The sequence below is a fragment of the Neorhizobium sp. PAMB6630 genome, from assembly GCF_058242775.1.
The window spans coordinates 832502-854844 of sequence record NZ_CM177836.1; the positions used below are offsets into that span (position 1 = coordinate 832502).

Sequence of the window (22343 nt, forward strand, 5' to 3'; positions counted from 1 at the left end):
CGCTATCTCAGCGTGGAGTTTCAATCGTTTCAATCCGTCCTGTCCGGGAGGTTCCTCATGAACGCCAAGAGCCAAGCCCTGCTTGCCATCCTGAAGCTGCAACCGGTCGTGCCGGTTCTGATCGTCGATGATGCGGCCTCTGCCGTGCATCTGGCCCGCGCGCTGGTTGCCGGCGGCTTGAAGGCGATCGAGATCACCATGCGCACCCCGGCAGCCCTGGATGCGGTGAAGGCCGTTGCTGCGGAAGTCGAAGGCGCCCATGTCGGTGCCGGCACCATTCTCAACGCGCGTGATTTCGATGCGGCCGTCAAGGCGGGCTCCACCTTCATCGTGAGCCCGGGCGTGGCACCGGGCGTGCTGTCGGCGGCCAAGGATTCCGACGTGCCGCTTCTGCCGGGTGCTGCCACCGCCAGCGAAGTGATGACGCTGCGCGAAGCTGGGTATGACGTCCTCAAATTTTTCCCCGCCGAACAGGCCGGCGGTGCCGCCTATCTCAAGGCGCTGTCCTCCCCGCTCGCCGGCACTGTCTTTTGCCCGACCGGCGGCATTTCGCTGAAGAACGCCCGCGATTACCTGTCGCTGCCCAATGTTGTCTGCGTCGGCGGCTCCTGGGTTGCGCCGAAGGAGCTGGTGGCTGCCGGCGATTGGGCCGGCATCACGGCATTGGCATCGGAAGCCTCTGCCCTCAAGGGCTCATTACCCCCTCTATCGTTTGTAAAATGACTTTGGCGTCCTATCTCTCCCTGTAACACAACAGGGAGAGTTTGTTTATGTTCGACGCCAAGAAGCTTCTGGACCAGTTCCTCGGATCCAAGGTTCCCGGTCTTTCGGGAACCTTGCAGGGGAAGGCAGGCCAGGTCACAGACCTTGCGCGCAACAACCCGATGAAGGCCGGCGCGCTGGCGGCAGCCCTTCTCGGCACCAAGACCGGCCGCAAGCTTGCCGGCAATGTCGCAGCCGTTGGCGGCGTGGCCGCCATTGCAGGCCTTGGTTATCTCGCCTATCGCAACTACCAGTCCGGCAAGGCGCCTGAAGGCGTCAAGCCAGATGCGCCGGTTATCGAGCCGCCGGTCGATTCGCCCTTCAGCCTCCATTCGCCAAGCCTCAGCAATGATTTTGCGCTGACCCTGTTGCGCGCGATGATTGCCGCGGCAAAGGCCGATGGCCATATCGATGCTAACGAGCGCCAGCGCATCATGGAAAAGGTGCATGCCGTGGATCTGGGGGCAGAAGCCGAAGCCTTCATCGCCAAGGAACTGGCCGATCCGATCGATCTCGATGCGCTTGTGGCTGCCGGTCGCACGGAAGAGCAGCGGGTGGAGATTTACACGGCCTCCAGGCTTGCCATCGACCCCGATACCCGCGCCGAACGCGGTTATCTCGATCTTCTCGCCGGCCGGCTGAAACTGCCCGATCCGCTGATCGATCATATCGAGGCGACCGTCTCCTCGGCGAAGGTTTCGCTCTGATCCGGTGTCGGTGTTTTGCCGTGTCCGACGGCAAAGCAGCGATTGCGTTTGGGCGCGCCCTCGCTTAATTCTCTTGGCAGGTGAGGGGATGTTTCATGCGTGATCTCAAGAATTTCAGTGGTTGCCCGGCGCCTCGGCCGGTGCGGCTCGAGGGCCATTATGTCATTGCCGAGCCCTATGAACGGGCGGTGCATATTCAGACGCTGTGGGAGGCACTGGGTGGCGATGAGGGGCTGAACGACCTCATCCATTATTTCCCCAACAAGCTCTACAGCGCGCCGGAAGAATTTGCCGATTGGCTGGAGGGCATGAACAAGGCCGGCAACCTCATCACGCTTGTCTTTCGCGACAAGGAGGATGGCGAGGTTGTGGGCATGGCAAGTTATATGCGGCCGGACCCCGCCAATGGCGTGATCGAGGTGGGCTCGGTGGCGCATGGTGCTGCCATGAAGCGCTCGCCGCTCTCCACCGAAGCGCATTACCTGATGGCCCGCCACGTGTTCGAGGATCTCGGTTACCGTCGTTACGAGTGGAAGTGCCACAACGAAAACGAGCCGAGCAAGAAGACCGCAACGCGTTACGGCTTTACCTTCGAAGGCGTGTTTCGCCAGCACATGGTGTCCAAGGGCGCCAACCGCGATACCGCCTGGTTTTCGATGATCGACGGTGAATGGCCGCTCATCGCCAAGGCCTTCGAGACATGGCTGCAGCCGGAGAATTTTGACGATCACGGCCACCAGAAAGAACGGCTGGAAGATATTCGCGCCGGGCTTCAGGCGGTGGCAGCGTGAGCGGCGGCAAGACACGCTCACCGGCCATTGCGGCCGCCATCATCTTTTTCGGCTTCACACTGCTGTTTCTTGTCATGCCCAGCATCGTCTTGTGGCTGGCGCAGTTTTCGCCGTGGCTGGCGGCAGGTTTTGGCGTTCTCGCCGTCCTGTCGTTTTTCCTGATCTTCTGGCTGCGCGCCCGCCATCAGCGCCGCGGCAATCGCTGACGCTTCGAGTTACGCCTGAAGGGCTGCCCCCAGCAGCGACAGCCCCATCAGCAGGATGAACAGCGCCCCGACGATCTCGATGCCATTGGTGATGCGACCGGCGGTGCGTGATCCCTTTCCGGCAAAACGCACGGCCAGATCCTTGGCCGAGACCGCCATCAGCGCCAGCAATGATACGGTGATCGCGGTGCCCAGCGACATGAACAGCACCGACAGCGCGCCCCCGAGATAAAGCCCGTTGAGGATCGAAAAGCTCATCACCAGGATGGCGCCGGAACAGGGGCGAAGGCCAACGGCAACGATGGCCGACCAGGCCTCATGCAGGCTGAAATCGCGCCCGCCGATGGCCTGCGGGTCGGGAAGGTGCATCTGCCCGCAATCCATGCAGTAGTCACCGGCGGCAAGCTGGTCGTGATCATGGCCCACTTCGGTTGCGCGAAACGAAAGGCCCGTCGGACCCGAGGCGGGACTGGCGCTGGCAAAGATCGGCAGGGAAGAGCGGTGCGGGCGAAGCGCATAAAGCTTGCGGGCCAGAAGCCAGCCGCCGAACAGGGCGATCATGGCGAAACTTGCCACCTCCATCGCCTGCGTGGCGCGCGTCATGGTGATGCCGGTGCCGCGCAGAACGATATAGGCCGCAGCGACAAGCCCGATGGCAACGATCCCCTGCAACAGCGCCGAGATGAGCGAAATGGCAATGCCGCGCTTCAGCGCAGTCTCGTTGGCGATCATGTAGGAGGAGATGACCGCCTTGCCGTGGCCGGGACCGGCGGCATGAAAGACACCATAGGCAAAGGACAGGGTCACCAGCCCCTTCACCGCCCACGGATCTTCCCGCATCGCCTTGAGCGCGCCGGTCAGCGCCCGATAAAAACTCTGCTGGTAGGCGTTGATGAAACCGAAGAAGGGGCCGAGAAATCCGCCGGTGCTGAACGAAGGTTCCGCCGAGCCGACGCCGAGCGGGGATTGCGCATGGGCAAGCGCAAAGGCCCCGAGTGTCATCAGAAGGGCAAGGGGAAGGCTGCGTCTCAGCATGTCACCTCCAGGCGCGTTGCAAACAGTTTGGTCATGTCGGTGCCTGTGGGGTCGTTGAAGAAGGCATCCGTCAGGCTGGTCTTGTTCTGCGCGATCACCTCGTCCGGATCAGGCCTGACGACCTGGTGCTTGCAGGCGGCAAAGGCCTTGCCTTCCGGCACCAGATCAGCATCCGAGGGAAAATCGATGGCGGTATAAAGCGAGGGATCGTAGATGCCGAATGTCATGCGGCCCTTGAGGTGGACCGGCTCCGTTGGCTTCACTGCAAAGAACACCAACACCTGCCCGTCCTTGTAGCTCACATGGATCACATCCGGCTGGGCAATCGGGATCGTCTTGCCGTTCTGCGTGATCGTGGTGAAATAGTGAAAATCCTTGAGCGAGGTGCGCATGACTTCGCCGAGATCGGCCAGTTCATGCTCGTCGAGCTTCAGGTCGGTGTTCTTGTCGAAGTCGAGAAGCACGCTGGAGGAAAACAATTCGTCGAAGCGCCAGACATTGCGCAACTCGGCAATGGTGCCGTCATCGGCGGCCAACACTTCCAGCCGCGCATCGACAAAGATGTGCGGATGCGCGAAGGCCGGAAACGGCGCCAGAAGAAAGAGAGTGGCAGAAAGCCACTTTTTGAAAAACATGACCAGATCCCGTCGCGCGTTGTTGCTGCGGTGTGTCGTGCAAATGGGACGGAATTTCGGCTAGCGTCAATCGGGGATGAGATCACGAAGCCCTTAACTCTGCTGACGGAACCACGCGGAGAGAAAATCGACGAAACTCCTGACCTTTGCCGGCAGGTAACGGCGGTGCGGGTAGACCGCATAGATGCCGCGATCGGTCGGGATATAGTCATCAAACAGCGAGACCAGTTCGCCCGACTTCAGGTAAGGCAGCGCAATGAAATCCGGCACCATGGCAACGCCAAGCCCGGCGCGGGCGGCTCTGACCGTGCCCTGCGGGCTGTTGACCTCGATGGAGCCCGCGATGGGAACCGAAAAGAAAGCGCCATCAGGCGCCTGGAAGCGAATGCTGTTGTGCGAGCGCAGGTTCGTATCGATGATGACGGGTTTGCCGGCAAGATCCTGCGGGTGGGCGAAGGGACCGTACTGCGCCACATAAGCGGCCGTCGCGCAGGCATACACGCGAAAATCAGAGAGCTTGCGGGCAATCATGCCCGAATCCTCGAGCTTGGTGATTCGGATGGCCAGATCAAAACTTTCTTCGATGAGGTCGACGAATCGGTCTTCTGCGACGATATCGAGCGAGACATCCGGATGTTCGGTGGCAAAATCGATGAGCGACTGGCCGACATCGGCATCCATGAAGGTGCGCGGCACCGAGATTCGCAGGCGCCCCTTCAGGTCGGCATTGTTCTCGCGCACGAGGTCGGCGAGATTGTCGATCTCCTTCAGGATATCGGCGGCGGTGCGGAAATAGGTATGGCCCGCTTCCGTCAGCGAAAACTGCCGTGTCGTGCGGTTCAAGAGCAGCGCGCCCAGATCGTCTTCCAGTTCGCGCACATATTTGGAAAGCAGCGCTTTCGAGCGTCCGGTGCGACGGGCGGCGGCGGAAAACCCTTCGGCTTCCACCACATCGATGAATGCGCGCATGCGCGTCAGAGTATCCACACCATCATCCTTTTTTCCTGACCTTCTAGGTGGAGTTCGAGCTTTCGTCCTGCAATGTGAAATTTGCGAGGCAGCCAAAAAAATCTCTTGATTATGAAGGCGAATGTTCTTATCTCCCGGTCAGCCCAAAGTCGCACGTGCCCGTGGGTGTCCGCCGACCCTCTATTTGGTGAGGTCATCGGTAAGGTACCTGGAATTAACCCCTCCAGTCGCTATTCCGGCCATCCGGGAAATGCGAGGACATCTGAAGCAACGACGGTGCGGGCCTTTTTGTTCTCTCCCGGCTTTCCAACAGCCGGGGTTACTGAAGAGGCACACCATCATTGCCGGAAGTGCGGTAGGGTTCTCCCTCCAATCCATGGCAGACAAAGCCGGATCATCGTTCTTGGCAGAGCGTTGTTCCACTTACCGCGCGTTTGAGCGTGTCAGGGAATCGGTGTCTCCACCGACTGGTTCCCGGCGCATGTTCATTCGTCCTTTGTCCTCCGGTTCGCAAGCCGGAGCCTTGAGACCTGGAAGGGATTGACCATGACCACTGCTCGCATCCGCGACTTCCTGCGCACCGAACGTCCGGAAGGCCCTTGCCTTGTCGTTGACCTCGATGTCGTGCGCGACAATTTCAAAGCCTTCCGTCATGCCCTGCCGGACAGCGCCATCTATTACGCCGTCAAGGCAAACCCGGAACCGGAAATCCTGAAGCTGCTCGCTTCCATGGGCTCGAGCTTCGACTGCGCTTCGGTTGCCGAAATCCAGATGGCGCTTGCCGCCGGTGCCACGGCTGACCGTATCTCGTTCGGCAACACCATCAAGAAGGAACGCGATGTAGCGCGCGCCTTCGAGCTGGGCGTTGGCCTGTTTGCCGTCGACAGCCACGAAGAAGTCGAAAAGGTTGCCCGTGCAGCCCCCGGCGCCCGTGTGTTCTGCCGCGTTCTCACCGATGGCGAAGGCGCGGAATGGCCGCTGTCGCGCAAGTTCGGCTGCGTTCCGCAGATGGCCGTCGACGTGCTCGTTTATGCCCATCAGCTGGGTCTGGAATCCTACGGCGTTTCGTTCCATGTCGGTTCGCAGATGACCAAGGTCGATGCCTGGGATGCCGCCCTTTCGGATGCAAAGCGTGTTTTCGCGCAGCTCGCCAAGCAGGGCATCGTCCTGCAGATGGTCAACATGGGCGGTGGTTTTCCGACCAAGTACCTGCGTGACGTGCCTTCGGCCGAAGCTTATGGCCAGGCGATCTTTGCCGCCCTGCGCAAGCATTTCGGCAACAGCCTGCCCAAGACCATCATCGAGCCGGGCCGCGGCATGGTTGGCAATGCCGGTGTGATCAAGGCGGAAGTCATCCTCGTCTCGCGCAAGTCGGACAATGACACGCATCGCTGGGTCTTCCTCGACATCGGCAAGTTCGGTGGTCTGGCTGAAACCATGGACGAAGCCATTCGTTATCCGATCCGCACCGAGCGTGACGGCGACGACATGGAGCCCTGCGTTCTGGCCGGCCCGACCTGCGATTCGGCCGACGTTATGTACGAGAAGAACATGTATCCGCTGCCGATCACGCTTTCGATCGGTGACGAGGTTCTGATCGAGGGCACCGGTGCCTATACCACGACCTATTCGGCGGTTGCCTTTAATGGCTTTGATCCGCTGAAGGCCTATGTGATCTGATTTCGCAGGCTCCGGCCGTTTCGCCGGAGCCGCACTCACCCTTTAATTTTTGTGCCGCTTAGACCGGTTTTGAGCTTCGGAGGCCAAGATGGCCGCTGTTCTTGACGCTGTGCGCGCGTTCCTCGCGCCAAATGCTTTTGTCATCACGGAAGAAAACCCCGCAGACGTGGTTGCCCGCGAAAACCTGCTCGATCGCGCCATGGGCCGCGACCGCCGCAAGAAGTCGTCGGAAAAGCTGCGCCGTGGCCGCGTGCCGGCGCAGGGGCTGGCCCTTGTCGCGCGTGACCGCGATGGTCACGTGATCGGCACCGTGCGGCTGTGGAACGTCGAAGCCGGCGTTGGCCGCCACGGCGGGCCTGTCGATGCGCTGTTGCTGGGCCCCCTGGCCGTCGATGCGGCCCATGAGGGCAAGGGAATCGGCGCTGCCCTGATGCGGGCCGCCATTGCCGAGGCGCACGGCCGTGGCCATGGCGCCATCCTGCTGGTTGGCGATGCGCCCTATTATGAGCGATTCGGCTTTTTTGCCGAAAAGGCCCAGCATCTCGTCATGCCGGGTCCGTTTGCGCGCCACCGGTTCCTGGCGCTTGAGCTGAAGTCCGGCTGGCTCGATGGCGCCGCCGGCATGCTGACCGCCAGCGGCCGCAAGTTGTCGCAGCAGGTTGAGCGTCGCGCCGCCTGATCGCTTGAAAGTTCAAGTTCTCCAGTCTGCCCCTTCCCGGATCCACCTGGGGAGGGGCATTTTCGTTTGAGACGACAGGTTCGAAAGACACTTTTTTGCCGCAAAAGCGCTACGGATTTGACCGCTATCAAGTCGGGTTGATCGAGATCAACGGCCTGACCTGGCGGGGTTGATAGCCATGCGACATCAAAAGACGATGTCGCAAGGAGAATGACATGATCAGGAACGCAGCCGCCATCGCAGCCCTTCTGGGAACTGCAACGGTCGTTCTTTCAGGCGCGGTACAGGCCGCCGATATGGCGCCGCAAGCCCCGGCACCGGTTGCCGCAGATGCGGTCTCGGCCAAAAGCCCCTGGCAGGTTCGCGTGCGCGCCCTTGGCGTCATCCCGAATGACAAGGGTTCGGTCAACGGGGTTGCAGGCTCTGACCTCAACTACTCGAACTCGGTCACGCCGGAACTCGATATCAGCTATTTCTTCACCGACAACATTGCGGCCGAACTCATTCTCGGCACGACCAGTTCGAAGATTTCCGGTGCCGGTTCGCTTGCCGGTGTCAATGTCGGAAAGACCTGGCTCCTGCCGCCGACACTCACCCTGCAGTATCATTTCACCGATTTCGGTCCCTTCAAGCCTTATGTCGGCGCAGGCGTGAACTACACCTTCTTCTATAATGAGAGCACGCAACCCGGCTTCAGCAACCTGAAGGTCGATTCGCATGTCGGCGCCGCCCTGCAGGTCGGTTTCGACTATATGCTCAACGAACACTGGGGCCTGAACGTCGACGCCAAGAAGCTTTTCCTCGAAACCAATTGGAGCGCCGACATGGGTGGCACACCGATTTCCGGCAAGGCCAAGCTTGATCCCTGGCTGATCGGCGCCGGCGTGACCTACCGCTTCTAAGTCTTAGCGAGCTACCCAGGCTGAAGCATCGTCCGGATGGGGGCATCCGGCACCGTGGCAGGTAGCTTCAGCCTTGAGGGGAAGGGACGGGAACTGGTGCGGATTTTCGCACCGGTTCCCGTTTCCGTTATGGAGACCGCAGTTGTCGCTGGTGTCACAAGCGTGTGAAACCGCACGCCCTGCCATGGTCCCGGCCCCAAAGCGCTCTATGTTTGAGGCCATGCTGGACAGACGCCGTTTCATTGCCGCACTGCCTCTTCTCTTTGCCGGGATTGGCGCGCGTGCCGAGGAGGAGACCGCACCGGAAGCGTTGCAGTCTTCCGGCAGCCCTCCCACGAACGGTTCGCTCTCCGACGTGCTGGCGCGCGCCGAAGAGTTGGCGCCGCTGAAGGCCGTTTTGGTGTCGCGACAGGGGGAGCAACTGGCGGCCCGCGGTTATCATGGTTATTCGCCGGACAGCTCGACCAATATCAAGTCCGCTTCCAAGTCGATCCTGTCGGCCATGGTCGGCATTGCCATCGGCAAGGGCCTCCTGGACGGAGCGGACCAGCCCATCGCCCCAATCCTCAAGGCGGATCTTCCCGCAGATCCCGATCCGCGACTGGCAACCGTGACAATCGGCAATCTTCTCTCCATGCAATCGGGTCTCGATCCCTTGTCCGGCCCGAATTACGGACGGTTTGTTGCGAGCCGCAACTGGGTGCGTTTCGCGCTTGCGCAGGATTTCGTTCAGGATCCCGGCGGGCCGATGCTGTATTCCACCGCCTCCACCCATCTTCTGTCTGCCATTCTCACCCGCGTCGGCGGGCAGTCGACGCTTGCACTTGCACGCGCGTGGTTTGCGCCAATCAACGGTTTTCGCATCGGCTCCTGGGATCGCGACCGCCAGGGCATCTATCTCGGCGGCAACCAGATGGCCATGACGTCACGGTCTCTTCATGCTTTTGGCGAGGTCTATCGACGCGGCGGGCGCACGGCAGACGGCGTGCAGGTGGTGCCGGAAGGCTGGGTGGCCACCTCTTTCGAGCCGCGCACAAATTCGCGGTATTCCGGCGATGGTTATGGCTACGGCTGGTTCTTGAAGAGCATTGGCGGTGAGGATGTGCGCTTCGCCTGGGGTTATGGCGGGCAGATGCTGTATATCGTGCCGTCGCGCGGGCTCACCGTCACCATGACGTCAGAAGCCGATTCGCCTTCAGCCGCCAATGGTTACCGCGACCGTCTTCACGATCTTCTGGCCGGGATCATCGGGGCCACCGCCTGACGGTGGGCGGGTTTTCCGCACACGTTTTGTTAAGCGCTCTCCGTTCTAACGGCGGCTCCTGATGCAGACGCCAAAGGTTTGCGAACCGCATCCCTGCAGACGTCCGATAAAGAAAGACCATTGATATGAGATTGATCCGCCTTGTCCTGATCCTTGCCATCGGCTTTGCAGGCGTTATCGGCAGCCGCTGGTACAGCTATGTCACCAATACGGAGAGCCCCTATAACGAGACCGGCATCGAGATCAACAGCCGCATGCCCGGACCTTTGCGCAAATGGGGATGCGACAAGCTGCACGTGACTTTCGGCACTATGCTGCCGCCCTATGGCTGCCAGGCCGGATCAGAGGGTCGCGACTGGCTTTGAGTTTTCCCGTTCGTCCAGTGCGTCGACAGACGGGCTGGACGAACCCCCGGCACGGTCCTATCTGCTTGCCCATGAAAAAAGCCATCATTACAGGCGGTGCCGGCCTTATCGGCACAGGGATCTGCCGGCTTCTCGTTGAGGCCGGGTGGGACGTTGCCTCCTTCGACATGAAGGATACGAGCCAGGACCTGCAGGAGAAGGGTGTCATCCACGTCTTCTGCGATGTCTCGGATGAGGCCTCGGTTGCCGGTGCCTTTGCCGAGCTTGGCTGGGAAAACCTTGATCTCCTCGTCAACAATGCCGGCATTGCAGCCCCGGTAACCGGCCCGATCGAGGCCTTGTCGCTTGAGGATTGGCGGCGGGTGACCGACAGTCACCTGACAGCGGCCTTCCTGATGACGCGCGCGGCAGTTCCGCTGATGAACGAGGGCGCCAGCATTATCAACATGACGTCGACCCGCGCAGTCATGTCGGAACCGCAGACGGAAGCCTATGCGGCGTCAAAGGGCGGGTTGGTGGCGCTGAGCCATGCGCTGGCGATAAGCCTTGGCCCCAAAATCCGCGTTAATGCCATCGCGCCGGGCTGGATTTCCGGCGACGAGGATCTGCGGCGGGAAGACCATGCGCAGCATCCGGCTGGCCGTGTCGGACACGCGCAGGATATTGCCGACGCCGTCCTTTATCTGACGGGTGCCGGTTTCATGACGGGTGAGGTGCTGACGCTGGACGGCGGCATGACGCGCAAGATGATCTACGCGCCCTGACAGGGCCTGTCCTTGAGGCAGACGAACCGGTTATGCGGAAATGTCGATAATGCCGCAATCGCCGGCTTCCGAGCCGAAGGCGATCAGTTTGCCATTGCCGCTCCAGCTCATGGCGGTGATGGCGCCCTTGCCGGGACGCCGCAGCAGCGCCTCCTTGCCGTCACCGATCCGGACGCCGAGGATCATGCCATCGATGAAACCGATGGCCAGGACCTCTTCGACCGGATGGAAGGCGACGCAGGTGGCCATGATATTGGCGCGGGTGCCAAGCTCCAGCGGTGCCTTGCCCATCGGGCCGTCCTTGCCGGAAAACGGCCAGACGATGGCCGCCGGCGCGCCGGAGGAGGCAAGCCACTTGCCCTTGGCCGACCAGGACAGCGATTTCACCTTGGCCGGATAACCGGTCATGCGCATGTGACGGGCTTCGCCGGGCTTTCCGTCCAGCTTCCAGCCATGCAGGGCATTTTCCTGCATCTGGGTCACGACGAACTTGCCGTCTGGCGAGAAGGTGACGCCGTTATGGGCGCCTTTCCACTCCAGATCGACAGCCGCAGAGGTCGTGGCCACCCAATGTAACGAGACGCCATTGTAGCGGGCCGCGGCAATGCGCAGGCCCTTCGGTGCAAAGGCCAGCGCCTCTACCGTGCGCTCCTCGGCAAATTCCTTCACCGTGCCATCAGCCAGCACAACCGTGCTCGCCTTGCCATAGGCATAAGCGACAGCCCCCTGCGGGCCACCGGCGACAACCGTCACCCACTTGCGCGGCGCTTCGGCGACAAGCGTTGCGCTGCCATCGGCTGCAATGCGCATGACCTTGCCATCTTCGCCGCCGGTGATCAGGCTGACGCTGAACGGATCGCGGATGCAGGTCAGAAGGCCGTTATGGGCCTCCGTCACCTTTTCGCCCCCGTCCAGCCGGCGGATTTCGCCGGCGGCCGTGGCAAAGAAAGGGACATCGCCGAGAAAATGCGTGGCGATGACATGGCCATCGAGATCGAGCGGGGCAACGGTGGGCATCAGGCAGTCTTTCTGGTGGACATCTTGCTTTCCGGGGCAAAGCGGCCCGAAGACCGCTTCACCCGGCAGGGGGTCAGGCCGTTGCCTGGCAGGCAAAGAAGCTCTGTTCGATCTTTGCGCGGTCGAGATCACGGCCGATGAAGACCAACCGGCTTTCGCGCTTTTCGCCATCCTTCCAGGCCCGCTGGTGATCACCCTCGATGATCATGTGGACGCCCTGAACCACATACCGTTCCTCGTCGCCCTTGAAGGCGATGATGCCCTTGAGGCGCAGGATGTTCGGCCCGTCCGTCTGGGTAATCTTCTGGATCCAGGGGAAAAAGCGGTCCGGGTTCATCTCGCCGCCGCGCAGCGAGATGGACTTCACCGTCACGTCATGAATGGCGGATGCGACAGCATGGCCGTGATCGTGGCCATGATGATGGTCGTGCCCATGGTCGTGATCGTGATGATGATCGTGGTCATGTCCATGGTGGTCGTGATCATGGTCATGATGATCGCAGTCGGGGCCGCAGACATGGTCTTCGTGGCCGTGCTCAAGGAAATGCGGATCGTTTTCCAGAGCACGCTCCAGGTTGAAGGCTCCCTGATCCAGCACGCGGGAAAGATCGACGCCCGAGCGGGTCGTCTTGTAGATGCGGGCCGTCGGGTTGATGGCGCGAACGATATCCTCGATCACGGCCAGTTCTTCCGGCGTCACGAGATCGGTCTTGTTGACGACAACGACATCGGCAAAGGCGATCTGGTCTTCGGCTTCGCGGCTGTCTTTCAGGCGAAGCGGCAGGTGTTTCGCATCGACCAGCGCCACGACGGCATCAAGCTCGGTCTTGGCGCGCACGTCCTCGTCCATGAAGAAGGTCTGCGCCACCGGCACCGGATCGGCAAGGCCGGTGGTTTCCACGATGATGCCGTCAAAACGGCCGGGGCGGCGCATCAGGCCTTCCACCACGCGGATCAGGTCTCCACGCACGGTGCAGCAGATGCAGCCATTGTTCATTTCATAGATTTCTTCATCCGACTCGACGATGAGGTCGTTGTCGATACCAATCTCGCCGAACTCGTTGACAATGACGGCATATTTCTTGCCGTGGCTTTCGGTGAGGATGCGGTTGAGCAGTGTCGTCTTGCCGGCGCCGAGATAGCCGGTGAGAACGGTGACGGGAATGGGCTTTGCGATTGCAGTATCGGCCATAAAAACCTCCGGGGATGAGCGCTCGCAAGATGGAGCGGCAGCGGTTGGGGTCCATATAAGGCCTTGGGTCCGGCAGTTCAAAGGCTTTTGTATGTTATAAGATCACATCAGGCTTTCGCCCGCGCCGCGGCGATATCGGTACGCGCAAAATCATCGCCAATGTAAACCAGCGGGCAGGAGAATTCGCGCGCCAGCCCATAGGCAAAGCAGTCACCGAAATTGAGGCTTGCGGGGTGAAAACCCTTGCCGAAGCGACGGTAAGCAGAGGCGGCTTCTTGGGCGCGGGTGGTGGTGACGTCGATGATCTCGAAGGGGATTGTGGCCAGCAGTTCATCCAGCCCCGGCCGGCAGCCTTTGCGTGCTGCCACGATCTGTGCCTCCAGCAATGTGCCCGCCGAGAGCAGCAATCGCCGGTCAGGGTCTTCCAGCACTGCAACGCATGTGTCTGCTGTGGGTTCGTTGAGCACGATGGCCATAAGTGCTGACGTGTCGACCACGATCAAGCGGGCAGCCCGTCTTCATCGTAGAGATCGTCATGGCTGCGGTCGGCGGTGGGTTCGCCCGGCTTTCTCGGTGGCGCCATGGCCTTGACCCTTTCCAGGGCGGCGTGACGTTCTTCGCGGCTAAGGCCCTGTTTTGCCGGAACGATCCGCGCAACCGTCTTGCCATCCCGGGTGACAAGAACATTCTCGCCGTTTTCAACGCGGTCGAGCAGTTGATCGAGGTTTTCCTGCGCTTCCTTCACGGATATCTGCATGGGCCTTCACCTCCGGTGTGACCCAATGTATGCCCGGCCATGCTGGCGCGCAAGATCAGGCGAAACCAGACACGTCAAACCGCTTCACGTCGTCCAGCAGCTCCAGAATCCCGCGCACCGCGTGCGTCATCAGCGCCTCGCCGCGTTCGGCCGTGGCGGCCGCCGCATTGCCGGCGACGCCATCGGGATTGAGGTCAGACATCTTCCAGCCGAAGGCGTGCGGGCCGTAGGCGCGCAGGTGGCGGAAGTCTTTGGCAAATTCTGTCTGGCGGGAGGGGAAGGCGACAGCCTTTGCCATGTCCACCCGATCCGGGTAAAGCGCCAGCATGACCGACGTCTCGATATCGCCGCCATGGATGTCGATGGCCTTGTCCTGCGGTGTAATCCAGCCGTCGGGCTGGCCAAAGCGCGTCCAGCTTGTCGCAACGGCCAGCATGTTCAGCCGCACCCGCGCCTCGGTTGCCACCACCGTCATCAGCGGGGAATTTCCGCCATGGGCGTTCAGCATCACCAGCTTGCGGATGCCGATATCGTTGAGGCTTTCGGCAATCGTCAGCCAGCGGTTGATCGCCTGGCCAAAGGTCAGCGTGCGGGTGCCCGAGACATCCATATGCTCGACCGAATAACCGATACGCTCGACGGGCAGGAAAGTGACGGGCAGGTCGGCCGGCTTTTGTGCGATGAGGCGCTCGACAATGCCGCGGGCAATCAGGCTGTCGGTATCGAAGGGCAGGTGCGGGCCGTGCTGTTCATGCGCGCCAAGCGGCAGCACGGCAATCCAGTCCGCGCGCTCTGCCGAGCTAAGGTTGCGGTCATTGTCGTCAAAGCGGGGTGTGGGCAGCGGCATCTGGCGGTAACCTCCTGCTTTCGCTATGGATGGTCGCGCACCGTCTATAGCGGGTGTGATCGAGGCGGGAAACCCGGACGGAGCCAATGGCGAAAAAGAAGGGCGATAAAAAGGACGAAAAGAAGGAAAAGGGGACCCGCAAGAAGGACCTCTCGTCACTTGGTGATCTGGCGCCGGTCCTCACGCAGGCAGCGCGCTCGCTACGCACCGCATTGTCGCATCATCTCGCCGATGCCGGCCTTTATGCCGGCCAGGATGGCGTGATCCTGCTTCTATCCGACGAGCCTGGTCTGACGCCGGGGCAATTGGCCCAGCGCCTCGCGGTGAAGGCGCCGACGATGACGCGCACCATCGGACGCATGGAGGCGCAAGGCTTCCTAGAGCGCAAGGCCGATGGCGCGGACGGGCGGCTGATCAAGGTTTTCCTCACCGAAACCGGGCAAAAGAGTGTGCAGGCGATCCAGTCTGCCATTGCCGAAAGCGGCGCGGCGGCCATCCGAGGCTTTTCGGATAAGGAGGTCCGCACGCTGGTCAAGCTCCTGAAAGCGCTCGACCGCAACCTCCATGGCGTGGCCGTGGAGGAAGACGAGGATTGAATTGAAACGTCATTGTGACAAATGATTGCCTACCGGAATTAAAATGTTTAAATAATTTAAAAACGGTAGGGCGAATCCGCCAGGGGAGGGGTTGTGGTTCAAAAGATAAAGCTGTCCACCATTGCAGAAAGTCTCGGGCTTTCGACGGCAACCATATCGCTGGCGCTGAGAGATAGCCCGCTGGTGGCCATAGACACGCGTGAAAAGATCAAGGATCAGGCCCGCGCGCTGGGTTATATCTACAACCGCCGTGCCGCCAGCCTGCGCACCTCGCGCTCCGGCATTATCGGTGTCGTCGTGCATGACATCATGAACCCGTTCTACGGCGAAATTCTCAAAGCCATCGAGAGCGAGCTGGATCGCAGCCGCCACACCTTCATCCTGTCCAACCATTATGATTCCGTGGAAAAGCAGCGTACCTTCATCGAGACGCTGCTGCAGCTCGGCGGCGACGGCGTTATCATGTCGCCGGCCATCGGCACGCCCATCGAGGATGTGAAGCTTGCCGAAGCCAATGGCATGCCGGCCATTCTGGTCGCTCGTTCCATGGATGGCGTCGATCTGCCGACCTATCGCGGTGATGACAGTTATGGCATTTCGCTGGCCACCAACCACCTGATCGGCCTTGGCCACCGCACCATCGCGATGATCGGCGGCACGGACCAGACCTCCACTGGCCGCGACCGTTATCAGGGGTATGTCAACGCGCTGCGCAAGGCCAATATTGAGGTCGATCCGAACCTGCGCATTCCAGGGCCTCGCTCCAAGCAGGGCGGCTTTGAGGCGGCGGTACATTTTCTGTCGCTGCCGCAAAAACCGACGGCTGCCGTCTGCTGGAACGATCTGGTTGCCATCGGGTTGATGAACGGCATTGCGCGTGCCGGGCTTGTGCCGGGCCAAGATATTTCGGTGACCGGTTATGACGATCTGGAGGAAGCCTCGATTGCAACGCCGGCGCTCACCACCGTGTGGAACGGCCAGACGGAAGTCGGCCGGCTTGCCGCTCGCGCGCTGCTCGATCGCCTCTCCGGCAGTCATGATCCGGATGGCATTCACCTCATCAAGCCGGAAATGCGCATCCGGCAATCCACCAGCCCGCATCACCCTCGTGCCTGACACAAACAGGATTTAAGCCGATGACCGAACAGAAGACCACCGTGCTCATTCCGGGCCGTATGCATCCCCGCGCACTGGAGCGCCTTCAGGCAGCCTTTGATGTCGTGCAGACCGCGCCCGGTGCCGAACTCGACTTGCCGGCCGAAACGCTTCCAAAAATTCGTGGCGTCGCGACGCTGAACCGCATGTCCGCCGAATGGATCGACGCATTGCCGAACCTCGAAATCATCTCGAATTTCGGCGTGGGTTATGATGGCGTCGATGCCAAACATGCCGCGACCAAGGGCGTTCTCGTCACCAATACGCCTGACGTGCTGAACGACGAAGTGGCCGATACCACGATCGGGCTTCTGATCAACACCGTACGTCGCCTGCCGGTGGCGGAAACCTATCTGCGGGCCGGTCGCTGGGAAAAGGAAGGCCCGTTCGCGCTGACGCCGCTGTCGCTGAAGAACCGCCATGTCGGCCTTCTCGGCCTTGGCCGCATCGGGCTTGAAATCGCCAAGCGGCTGGAGCCGTTCAAGGTGAAGATCAGCTATCACACCCGCACCGAGCGCAAGGATGTGCCTTATACCTATGCCGCCTCGCTGATGGAACTTGCAACATCGGTCGACACGCTGATCTCGATCATTCCGGCAACGCCTGAAACCCACAAGATCATCAATGCCGATGTTCTGGCAGCGCTTGGCGAACACGGCGTGTTCATCAATGTCGGCCGTGGCACGAGCGTGGACGATGAGGCGCTGATCGACGCGCTGAAGAACAAGGTGATCGCGGCTGCCGGCCTTGATGTCTTCTATGATGAACCGCGTGTGCCGGCAGGCCTATTTGACCTCGAAAACGCCTGCCTGCTTCCGCATGTCGCCTCGGCCTCGGTGCCGACGCGCAATGACATGGCTGATCTCGTCGTCGACAACCTCATCGGCTGGTTCACCGAGCGCAAGGTGCTGACGCCGGTGCCGGAAACGCCTGTCACGGGATAAGGTTTATTCAGCGGGTGCGGGCGTAAGTCCGCACCGCTTCGCCAAAGGCTTCGAACAGGGCGCGGGACGGGCTGTCCGTCTCAGCCCAATATTCCGGATGCCACTGCACGCCGACCGCAAAACCCTTGGCATCGATGACCGAGACCGCCTCGATGGTTCCGTCCTCGGCCGTTGCCTCCACCTGCAGCGACGGCGCCGTCTCAGCAATCGCCTGCCGGTGCAGTGAATTGACCTCTACCGCACCCGACAGGCCAAGGTGATTGGCAATGCACGATCCCTCGCGCACAAACACCGGCTGGCGGATGGCATACATCTCGTCACGGCTTTCGACCGGCGGCTTGCGGTGATCCCAGATGCCCGGTTGCTCCTGGATTTCGCTGGCGAGCGTGCCCCCGAGCGCGACATTCAGCTCCTGAATGCCGCGGCAGATGGCAAGCAACGGAATGCCGCGTTCGATAGCACGGCGGATGAGCGGCAGAGAGGTGGCATCGCGCGCCGGATCGAACGGGCCGTCAGCCTCGGTTGCCTCGCGGCCGTAGAGGGAGGGATGCACATTGCTTGCCGAGCCGGAAATCAGCACGCCGTCTACCCGGTCCAGCACACCGTCGATATCATGGCCGTCTTCCAGCGCCGGGATGAGTATCGGAATGGCTCCGGACACTTTGACGGCCGCATCGACATATTGCCGCTGCACGCCATGCCAGATGGTGTTGTCAAAACTGCGGATGTCGGCGGGAATGGCGATGAACGGCATGGGGTCTGTCTCCGGCAGGATTATCGCCCGCGTTCTTGATCCGCCGCATCGTCCAAGTCAAGCACGTGCGCGTGGCACCTTTGATTGCTTCCGAGGTGTGTCGGCCACGCTATGTTTCTGTCGAACAAACCTTATTAGACGAAAGTCTCGTGCGTTTGGACACCTTGCGACGCATGAATATTAGCTGGCGCCTTGCCAGTCTTTGCCTGCCATGGTTACTTTCGCGAAGGGCCGGGAGATGGGGGAGAATGGACCTCTCGCGGGCCATCAACAAACGGGAGGGTATTCATGGATCGTCGTTCATTTTTCAAGAAAGCGGCTGTGACCGGTGCGGGTGCTGCCGGCGCTGTGGCGCTTGCGGCTCCGGCCATCGCTCAATCGATGCCGAAGATCACCTGGCGTCTCACCTCATCGTTTCCCAAGTCGCTGGACACGATCTATGGCGGCGCTGAAGATATCGCCAAGCATGTCGCCGCCGCAACCGATGGCAATTTCACCATCCAGACCTTTGCCGGAGGCGAAATCGTGCCGGGCCTGCAGGCGGCCGACGCGGTGTCTGCCGGCACCGTCGAAATGTGCCATACCTGCTCTTATTATTACGTCGGCAAGGACCCGACCTTCGCGATCGGCACGGCCATTCCCTTCGGCCTCAACGCCCGCCTTACCAACAGCTGGTTCTACCAGGGCAATGGCAACAAGCTGCTGAACGAGTTTTACGCGACGCATGGCCTCGTCGGTTATATCGCCGGCAATACGGGCGCGCAGATGGGCGGCTGGTTCCGCAAGGAAATCAACACGGTCGACGATTTCAAGGGCGTCAAGATGCGCATCGCCGGTCTTGCCGGCCGCGTGGTCGAGAAGCTTGGCGTCGTGCCGCAGCAGATCGCCGGCGGTGATATCTATGCGTCGCTCGAAAAAGGCACGATCGATGCCGCCGAATGGGTCGGCCCTTATGACGACCAGAAGCTCGGTTTCTACAAGGTTGCCAAGTATTATTATTACCCGGCCTTCTGGGAAGGTGGCCCGGTTATCCACGCTTTCATGAACAAGGCCAAGTTCGAAGCGCTGCCAAAATCCTACCAGGCCATCCTGCAGGATGCCTGCGCCTTCGCCAACACCAACATGATGGCGAAATACGACATCAAGAACCCGATTGCCATCAAGGAACTGGTTTCGCAGGGCACCGTTCTTCGCCCCTTCAGCCAGGAAATCCTCGAGGCCTGCTTTAATGCCTCCAAGGAAGTTTATGCCGATATCAGCGGCAAGAACGAGTGGTTCAAGAAGATCTACGAAGACCAGGTGGCGTTCAAGAAGGAAGGTTATCTGTGGATGCAGCTGTCTGAATACACCTATGACACGTTCATGATGATCCAGCAGCGCAACGGCAAGCTCTGATCTACGACAACGCGTGTGAATTGAAAAACCCCGGCGCAAACCTCGCGCCGGGGTTTTTCATGTGCTGTCTGGCAAGGCCTGTGCCTCAAAGGTGGTCACTCTTGCGCTGAAGACAACAAAGGCCCCACGCGGGGGCCTCTGCCTTGTTTCTGTGTCGTCCGTCAGAACTTTGGCGGCTGGCTGAGATCCGGTTGTGCCGGCTTGGCACCGGCCGGTGCCGGAGGCTGCTGGCCGGGCAGACCATCCAGCGGTGGCAGGCCGAAGGCTGGCGGCGCGGATGTCGCGGGTGCCGTTGCCGGCGCATCATTGCCGAAGTTGAGTGGCGGCAGGCCCATCTGCGGCGCTGAACCACCGGCACCGCCAGCCGGCTGAAGCGGCGGCAGGCCGAAGGCCGGCATCGTGCCACTGCCCGACGACGACCCCTGGTTTCCAAGGCCCTGAAGCTGGATCTGCACATCGGCGGGGCTCAGCGTCGTCTGCTCGCTCTTGTAGTGCATCACGAGCCCCGGCACGAAGATCACCACCATGATCATGATGAACTGGATGATGATGAAGGGCACGACGCCGCGATAGATCTCACTGGTGCGCACGCCCGGCATGGTTTTGCCCGTCACCTTGTCCACCCAATTGCCGGCCGGCGCGATGGAGCGCAGGAAGAACAGCGAGAAACCGAAGGGCGGTGTCAGGAACGAGGTCTGCAGGTTGATGCCGAGAATGACGCCGAACCAGACGAGATCGATGCCCAGCTTGTCGGCCACCGGTGCCAGAAGCGGCACCATGATGAAGGCGATCTCGAAGAAATCGAGGAAGCAGCCGAGGATAAAGACGATGATGGTGACGACGATGAGGAAGCCGTATTCGCCGCCGGGAAGCGCCAGCAGCAGTTCCTCGATCCACACATTACCGTTGATGCCATAGAAGGTGAGGCCGAAGACGCGGGCACCGATGAGGATCATCATCACGAAGGCAGAAAGCCGCGTGGTCGCGTCAAGCGCGGTCTTGACGGAGGTGAGCGTCAGCCGCCCCTTGGCCAGCGCCAGCAGCAGCGCGCCGGTGGCACCCATGGCGCCGCCTTCTGTTGGCGTGGCAATGCCGAGGAAGATGGTGCCGAGCACAAGGAAGATCAGCGCCAGCGGCGGCACCAGAACGATGATGACCTGTTCGGCCAGCCTGGAGATGATCTTTTTGTCCATACGGCTGTTGATGAGGGCAACGCCGTAAGTGGCAATCACGGCAAAGGCCATGGCGGCCACCAGACGCCATTCCTCGCTGCCGATGCCGGTAAACAGCACGTGGAGGCCAAGGTAATAAAGGCCTGTCGCAATGGCAATCATCACGATGAGCGAGGTGACGCCGTTGCCCAGCGTGCGCGCCTCCTTGGGCAGTGCCGGCGCCCATTCCGGCTTGATCAGCGAAACGGCAAAGACATAGAGGCAATAGCTGAAGACGATCAGGATGGCCGGGTAGAGCGCGCCGACATAGATATCGCCGACGGAACGGCCGAGCTGGTCGGCCATGACGATCAGCACCAGCGAGGGCGGCACGATCTGGGCAAGTGTTCCCGAGGCGGCAATCGTGCCGGCCACGAACGGCCGGTTATAGCCGTAGCGCATCATGATCGGCATGGAGATGAGGCCCATGGCCATGACGGAGGCGGCAACGACGCCGGTGGTGGCACCAAGAAGCGCGCCGACCAGGATGACCGCATAGGCAAGGCCGCCGCGCACCGGACCGAACAACTGGCCGATCGTGTCCAGCAGGTCTTCGGCCATGCGCGACCGTTCCAGGATGATGCCCATGAAGGTGAAGAACGGGATCGCCAGCAGCGTGTCATTATACATGATCCCGTAGATGCGCTCGGGATGTGATTGCAGAAGCGGCCAGAACAGGCGGATATCAGGCGAAATCGTCGACAGTTCCACGCCGAAGACGAAGAAGATGAGGCCACCGGCGGCCAGCGTGAAGGCCACGGGGTAACCGAGCAGCAGCATGGCCATGACCGTCGTGAACATCACGAGCGGCAGGTTATGCGCGATGAGATGGATGATTTCCGCTAGCATCTCAGACCTCCGAAGCCGGGTTTGCCGGGACGGCGTGCTTGTCTTCGCGCGGATCTTCAATGCGTCCCGTTACCACGGCAAAACGTTTGATGATTTCGGAAAAAGCCTGGGCCAGAAGCAGCATGAAGCCGGCCAGAACGACGAATTTCGCCGGCCAGATCGGCAGGCCGCCGGCATTGGAAGAGATTTCGCCGGAGGAATAGGACAGCCAGAACCACGACCAGGAGAGGTAGCTCATCAAGGCCGCGAAGGGCAGGAGGAAGATGATGTGCAGCACGAGATCGACCAGATCGCGCGTGCGCTTGGTCCAGCTTGATGACAGGATGTCGATGCGCACATGCTCGTTCTTCAGGAGCGCATAGGCGGCCGCCAGCATGAAGACGGTGCCGTACAGATACCACTGTACTTCCAGCCAGGCATTGGAAGAAATGTCGAATGCCTTGCGCATGACGGCATTGCCGGCGCTGATCAGCACGGCGGCAAGCAGCAGCCAGGAAACCCAGCGGCCAATAAAACTCGTCACCGCATCGATGATGCGGCTGACGGCAAGCAGGATGCTCATGTTTTCCCCCAACCCATTTAGTCTTGTTTTATCTTTTCTATGTCTAAAACGCCTGATGGCGCAACGCTACCAAGGTCGCGAGCGCTCGTATTCCTGCATTTCGTTTCGCAAAAGCCTCTAGGCACGCAAGGAAAGAAATGCAATCGCGAGATTGGCGCAGCTTCACGTCGGTGGTGGATAGCGCAAGGCCGCAAAGGCGCGCGCCACGCCACATTGCTCTTTTCAGCCGTTTTGTGTAAGGCCTATACTTGGTAGGTAGGACATGAGCCTCGCGTCTGTTTGTCGGATGCAGGGCCTTTCGGGAG

General features: G+C 60.8%; 25 protein-coding genes. 14 read left to right on the forward strand and 11 right to left on the reverse strand.

Translation table 11 applies throughout. From position 1 onward, the window contains the following. Positions 1-57: 57 nt before the first annotated feature. From AC4CWF_RS03890 to AC4CWF_RS03905, 4 genes are all read left to right on the forward strand, one after another. A complete protein-coding gene (locus AC4CWF_RS03890) occupies positions 58-723 on the forward strand; it encodes a 2-dehydro-3-deoxy-phosphogluconate aldolase (RefSeq protein WP_491283830.1) in 666 nt (221 codons plus the stop codon). A gap of 47 nt (positions 724-770) precedes the next feature. Continuing rightward, positions 771-1469, forward strand: coding sequence for a tellurite resistance TerB family protein (locus tag AC4CWF_RS03895; RefSeq protein ID WP_491283831.1), 699 nt, complete (start codon positions 771-773; stop codon positions 1467-1469). A 95-nt stretch (positions 1470-1564) separates the two neighbouring features. Further along, entirely contained in the window at positions 1565-2260 is a 696-nt protein-coding gene (locus tag AC4CWF_RS03900) for a GNAT family N-acetyltransferase (protein WP_491283832.1), read from the forward strand. Next, positions 2257-2466: a hypothetical protein gene (locus AC4CWF_RS03905; protein ID WP_491283833.1), complete on the forward strand. Its 210-nt coding sequence runs from the start codon at positions 2257-2259 to the stop codon at positions 2464-2466. Before AC4CWF_RS03900 ends, AC4CWF_RS03905 begins: the two co-directional genes overlap by 4 nt. A 9-nt stretch (positions 2467-2475) precedes the next feature. On the opposite strand, the gene AC4CWF_RS03910 is transcribed toward AC4CWF_RS03905, so the two are convergent. From AC4CWF_RS03910 to AC4CWF_RS03920, 3 genes are all read right to left on the reverse strand, one after another. Next, the gene (locus tag AC4CWF_RS03910) at positions 2476-3501 is read right to left on the reverse strand and encodes a nickel/cobalt transporter (protein WP_491283834.1); all 1026 of its coding nucleotides are present in this window, start codon (positions 3499-3501) and stop codon (positions 2476-2478) included. After that, positions 3495-4136 (reverse strand): DUF1007 family protein, encoded by a 642-nt coding sequence (locus tag AC4CWF_RS03915; protein ID WP_491283835.1) that lies wholly within the window; start codon positions 4134-4136, stop codon positions 3495-3497. Before AC4CWF_RS03915 ends, AC4CWF_RS03910 begins: the two co-directional genes overlap by 7 nt. A gap of 93 nt (positions 4137-4229) precedes the next feature. Then, positions 4230-5123: a LysR family transcriptional regulator gene (locus AC4CWF_RS03920; protein WP_491283836.1), complete on the reverse strand. Its 894-nt coding sequence runs from the start codon at positions 5121-5123 to the stop codon at positions 4230-4232. A gap of 528 nt (positions 5124-5651) precedes the next feature. Here AC4CWF_RS03920 and odc2 point away from each other — a divergent pair. The 6 genes from odc2 (at position 5652) to AC4CWF_RS03950 (ending at position 10759) form a co-directional block, all read left to right on the forward strand. After that, entirely contained in the window at positions 5652-6785 is a 1134-nt protein-coding gene (gene odc2 / locus AC4CWF_RS03925; protein ID WP_491283837.1) for an ornithine/lysine decarboxylase, read from the forward strand. Between the two features lie 88 nt (positions 6786-6873). Then, positions 6874-7464, forward strand: a complete 591-nt coding sequence (locus AC4CWF_RS03930) for a GNAT family N-acetyltransferase (protein ID WP_491283838.1) — start codon at positions 6874-6876, stop codon at positions 7462-7464. 215 nt (positions 7465-7679) lie between these two features. After that, a complete protein-coding gene (locus AC4CWF_RS03935) occupies positions 7680-8366 on the forward strand; it encodes an OmpW/AlkL family protein (protein WP_491283839.1) in 687 nt (228 codons plus the stop codon). 220 nt (positions 8367-8586) lie between these two features. After that, complete coding sequence (locus tag AC4CWF_RS03940; protein WP_491283840.1) at positions 8587-9630, forward strand: serine hydrolase domain-containing protein; 1044 nt, start codon at positions 8587-8589, stop codon at positions 9628-9630. Positions 9631-9755: 125 nt separating this feature from the next. After that, positions 9756-9995, forward strand: a complete 240-nt coding sequence (locus AC4CWF_RS03945) for a hypothetical protein (protein WP_491283841.1) — start codon at positions 9756-9758, stop codon at positions 9993-9995. A 71-nt stretch (positions 9996-10066) separates the two neighbouring features. Next, a complete protein-coding gene (locus tag AC4CWF_RS03950; protein ID WP_491283842.1) occupies positions 10067-10759 on the forward strand; it encodes an SDR family oxidoreductase in 693 nt (230 codons plus the stop codon). 30 nt (positions 10760-10789) lie between these two features. Here the strand turns inward: AC4CWF_RS03950 and AC4CWF_RS03955 are convergent, their stop codons facing one another. From AC4CWF_RS03955 to AC4CWF_RS03975, 5 genes are all read right to left on the reverse strand, one after another. Next, positions 10790-11776, reverse strand: a complete 987-nt coding sequence (locus AC4CWF_RS03955) for a WD40 repeat domain-containing protein (RefSeq protein ID WP_491283843.1) — start codon at positions 11774-11776, stop codon at positions 10790-10792. Positions 11777-11849: 73 nt separating this feature from the next. After that, positions 11850-12968 (reverse strand): CobW family GTP-binding protein, encoded by a 1119-nt coding sequence (locus AC4CWF_RS03960; protein ID WP_491283844.1) that lies wholly within the window; start codon positions 12966-12968, stop codon positions 11850-11852. A gap of 107 nt (positions 12969-13075) precedes the next feature. Beyond that, positions 13076-13471 (reverse strand): type II toxin-antitoxin system VapC family toxin, encoded by a 396-nt coding sequence (locus tag AC4CWF_RS03965; protein WP_491283845.1) that lies wholly within the window; start codon positions 13469-13471, stop codon positions 13076-13078. Continuing rightward, a complete protein-coding gene (locus tag AC4CWF_RS03970; RefSeq protein ID WP_491283846.1) occupies positions 13468-13725 on the reverse strand; it encodes a type II toxin-antitoxin system Phd/YefM family antitoxin in 258 nt (85 codons plus the stop codon). The genes AC4CWF_RS03965 and AC4CWF_RS03970 overlap by 4 nt, the downstream gene beginning before the upstream one ends. 55 nt (positions 13726-13780) lie before the next feature. Further along, complete coding sequence (locus AC4CWF_RS03975; protein WP_491283847.1) at positions 13781-14572, reverse strand: creatininase family protein; 792 nt, start codon at positions 14570-14572, stop codon at positions 13781-13783. Positions 14573-14658: 86 nt separating this feature from the next. Here AC4CWF_RS03975 and AC4CWF_RS03980 point away from each other — a divergent pair, with 86 nt between their 5' ends. The 3 genes from AC4CWF_RS03980 to AC4CWF_RS03990 all read left to right on the forward strand — a co-directional run bounded on the left by AC4CWF_RS03980 (position 14659) and on the right by AC4CWF_RS03990 (position 17267). Continuing rightward, complete coding sequence (locus AC4CWF_RS03980; RefSeq protein WP_491283848.1) at positions 14659-15168, forward strand: MarR family winged helix-turn-helix transcriptional regulator; 510 nt, start codon at positions 14659-14661, stop codon at positions 15166-15168. A gap of 93 nt (positions 15169-15261) precedes the next feature. Beyond that, a complete protein-coding gene (locus AC4CWF_RS03985; protein ID WP_491283850.1) occupies positions 15262-16284 on the forward strand; it encodes a LacI family DNA-binding transcriptional regulator in 1023 nt (340 codons plus the stop codon). A gap of 20 nt (positions 16285-16304) precedes the next feature. Further along, on the forward strand, positions 16305-17267 hold the full coding sequence (locus tag AC4CWF_RS03990) for a 2-hydroxyacid dehydrogenase (protein ID WP_491283851.1): 963 nt from the start codon (positions 16305-16307) through the stop codon (positions 17265-17267). A 7-nt stretch (positions 17268-17274) separates the two neighbouring features. On the opposite strand, the gene AC4CWF_RS03995 is transcribed toward AC4CWF_RS03990, so the two are convergent. Beyond that, a complete protein-coding gene (locus AC4CWF_RS03995; RefSeq protein ID WP_491283852.1) occupies positions 17275-18021 on the reverse strand; it encodes a gamma-glutamyl-gamma-aminobutyrate hydrolase family protein in 747 nt (248 codons plus the stop codon). A gap of 288 nt (positions 18022-18309) precedes the next feature. Here AC4CWF_RS03995 and AC4CWF_RS04000 point away from each other — a divergent pair, with 288 nt between their 5' ends. Beyond that, positions 18310-19416 carry a TRAP transporter substrate-binding protein gene (locus AC4CWF_RS04000; RefSeq protein WP_491283853.1) on the forward strand — a complete coding sequence of 369 codons (1107 nt, stop codon included), beginning with the start codon at positions 18310-18312 and terminating at the stop codon, positions 19414-19416. A gap of 161 nt (positions 19417-19577) precedes the next feature. Here AC4CWF_RS04000 and AC4CWF_RS04005 read toward each other — a convergent pair whose 3' ends face one another. Then, positions 19578-21464: a TRAP transporter large permease gene (locus tag AC4CWF_RS04005; protein WP_491285197.1), complete on the reverse strand. Its 1887-nt coding sequence runs from the start codon at positions 21462-21464 to the stop codon at positions 19578-19580. Between the two features lie 13 nt (positions 21465-21477). After that, the gene (locus tag AC4CWF_RS04010; protein WP_491283854.1) at positions 21478-22038 is read right to left on the reverse strand and encodes a TRAP transporter small permease subunit; all 561 of its coding nucleotides are present in this window, start codon (positions 22036-22038) and stop codon (positions 21478-21480) included. Positions 22039-22343: the final 305 nt, after the last annotated feature.

Excerpts from the sequence above, each read along its gene's own strand:
- AC4CWF_RS03915 (WP_491283835.1), bottom strand. The coding sequence starts at position 4,136 with ATGTTTTTCAAAAAGTGGCTTTCTGCCACTCTCTTTCTTCTGGCGCCG.
- AC4CWF_RS03950 (WP_491283842.1), top strand. The coding sequence starts at position 10,067 with ATGAAAAAAGCCATCATTACAGGCGGTGCCGGCCTTATCGGCACAGGG.
- odc2 (WP_491283837.1), top strand. The coding sequence starts at position 5,652 with ATGACCACTGCTCGCATCCGCGACTTCCTGCGCACCGAACGTCCGGAA.
- AC4CWF_RS03970 (WP_491283846.1), bottom strand. The coding sequence starts at position 13,725 with ATGCAGATATCCGTGAAGGAAGCGCAGGAAAACCTCGATCAACTGCTC.
- AC4CWF_RS03895 (WP_491283831.1), top strand. The coding sequence starts at position 771 with ATGTTCGACGCCAAGAAGCTTCTGGACCAGTTCCTCGGATCCAAGGTT.
- AC4CWF_RS04000 (WP_491283853.1), top strand. The coding sequence starts at position 18,310 with ATGGATCGTCGTTCATTTTTCAAGAAAGCGGCTGTGACCGGTGCGGGT.
- AC4CWF_RS03980 (WP_491283848.1), top strand. The coding sequence starts at position 14,659 with ATGGCGAAAAAGAAGGGCGATAAAAAGGACGAAAAGAAGGAAAAGGGG.
- AC4CWF_RS03930 (WP_491283838.1), top strand. The coding sequence starts at position 6,874 with ATGGCCGCTGTTCTTGACGCTGTGCGCGCGTTCCTCGCGCCAAATGCT.
- AC4CWF_RS03940 (WP_491283840.1), top strand. The coding sequence starts at position 8,587 with ATGCTGGACAGACGCCGTTTCATTGCCGCACTGCCTCTTCTCTTTGCC.
- AC4CWF_RS03890 (WP_491283830.1), top strand. The coding sequence starts at position 58 with ATGAACGCCAAGAGCCAAGCCCTGCTTGCCATCCTGAAGCTGCAACCG.
- AC4CWF_RS03955 (WP_491283843.1), bottom strand. The coding sequence starts at position 11,776 with ATGCCCACCGTTGCCCCGCTCGATCTCGATGGCCATGTCATCGCCACG.
- AC4CWF_RS03995 (WP_491283852.1), bottom strand. The coding sequence starts at position 18,021 with ATGCCGTTCATCGCCATTCCCGCCGACATCCGCAGTTTTGACAACACC.
- AC4CWF_RS03960 (WP_491283844.1), bottom strand. The coding sequence starts at position 12,968 with ATGGCCGATACTGCAATCGCAAAGCCCATTCCCGTCACCGTTCTCACC.
- AC4CWF_RS03945 (WP_491283841.1), top strand. The coding sequence starts at position 9,756 with ATGAGATTGATCCGCCTTGTCCTGATCCTTGCCATCGGCTTTGCAGGC.
- AC4CWF_RS03990 (WP_491283851.1), top strand. The coding sequence starts at position 16,305 with ATGACCGAACAGAAGACCACCGTGCTCATTCCGGGCCGTATGCATCCC.
- AC4CWF_RS03910 (WP_491283834.1), bottom strand. The coding sequence starts at position 3,501 with ATGCTGAGACGCAGCCTTCCCCTTGCCCTTCTGATGACACTCGGGGCC.
- AC4CWF_RS04010 (WP_491283854.1), bottom strand. The coding sequence starts at position 22,038 with ATGAGCATCCTGCTTGCCGTCAGCCGCATCATCGATGCGGTGACGAGT.
- AC4CWF_RS03935 (WP_491283839.1), top strand. The coding sequence starts at position 7,680 with ATGATCAGGAACGCAGCCGCCATCGCAGCCCTTCTGGGAACTGCAACG.
- AC4CWF_RS03900 (WP_491283832.1), top strand. The coding sequence starts at position 1,565 with ATGCGTGATCTCAAGAATTTCAGTGGTTGCCCGGCGCCTCGGCCGGTG.
- AC4CWF_RS03975 (WP_491283847.1), bottom strand. The coding sequence starts at position 14,572 with ATGCCGCTGCCCACACCCCGCTTTGACGACAATGACCGCAACCTTAGC.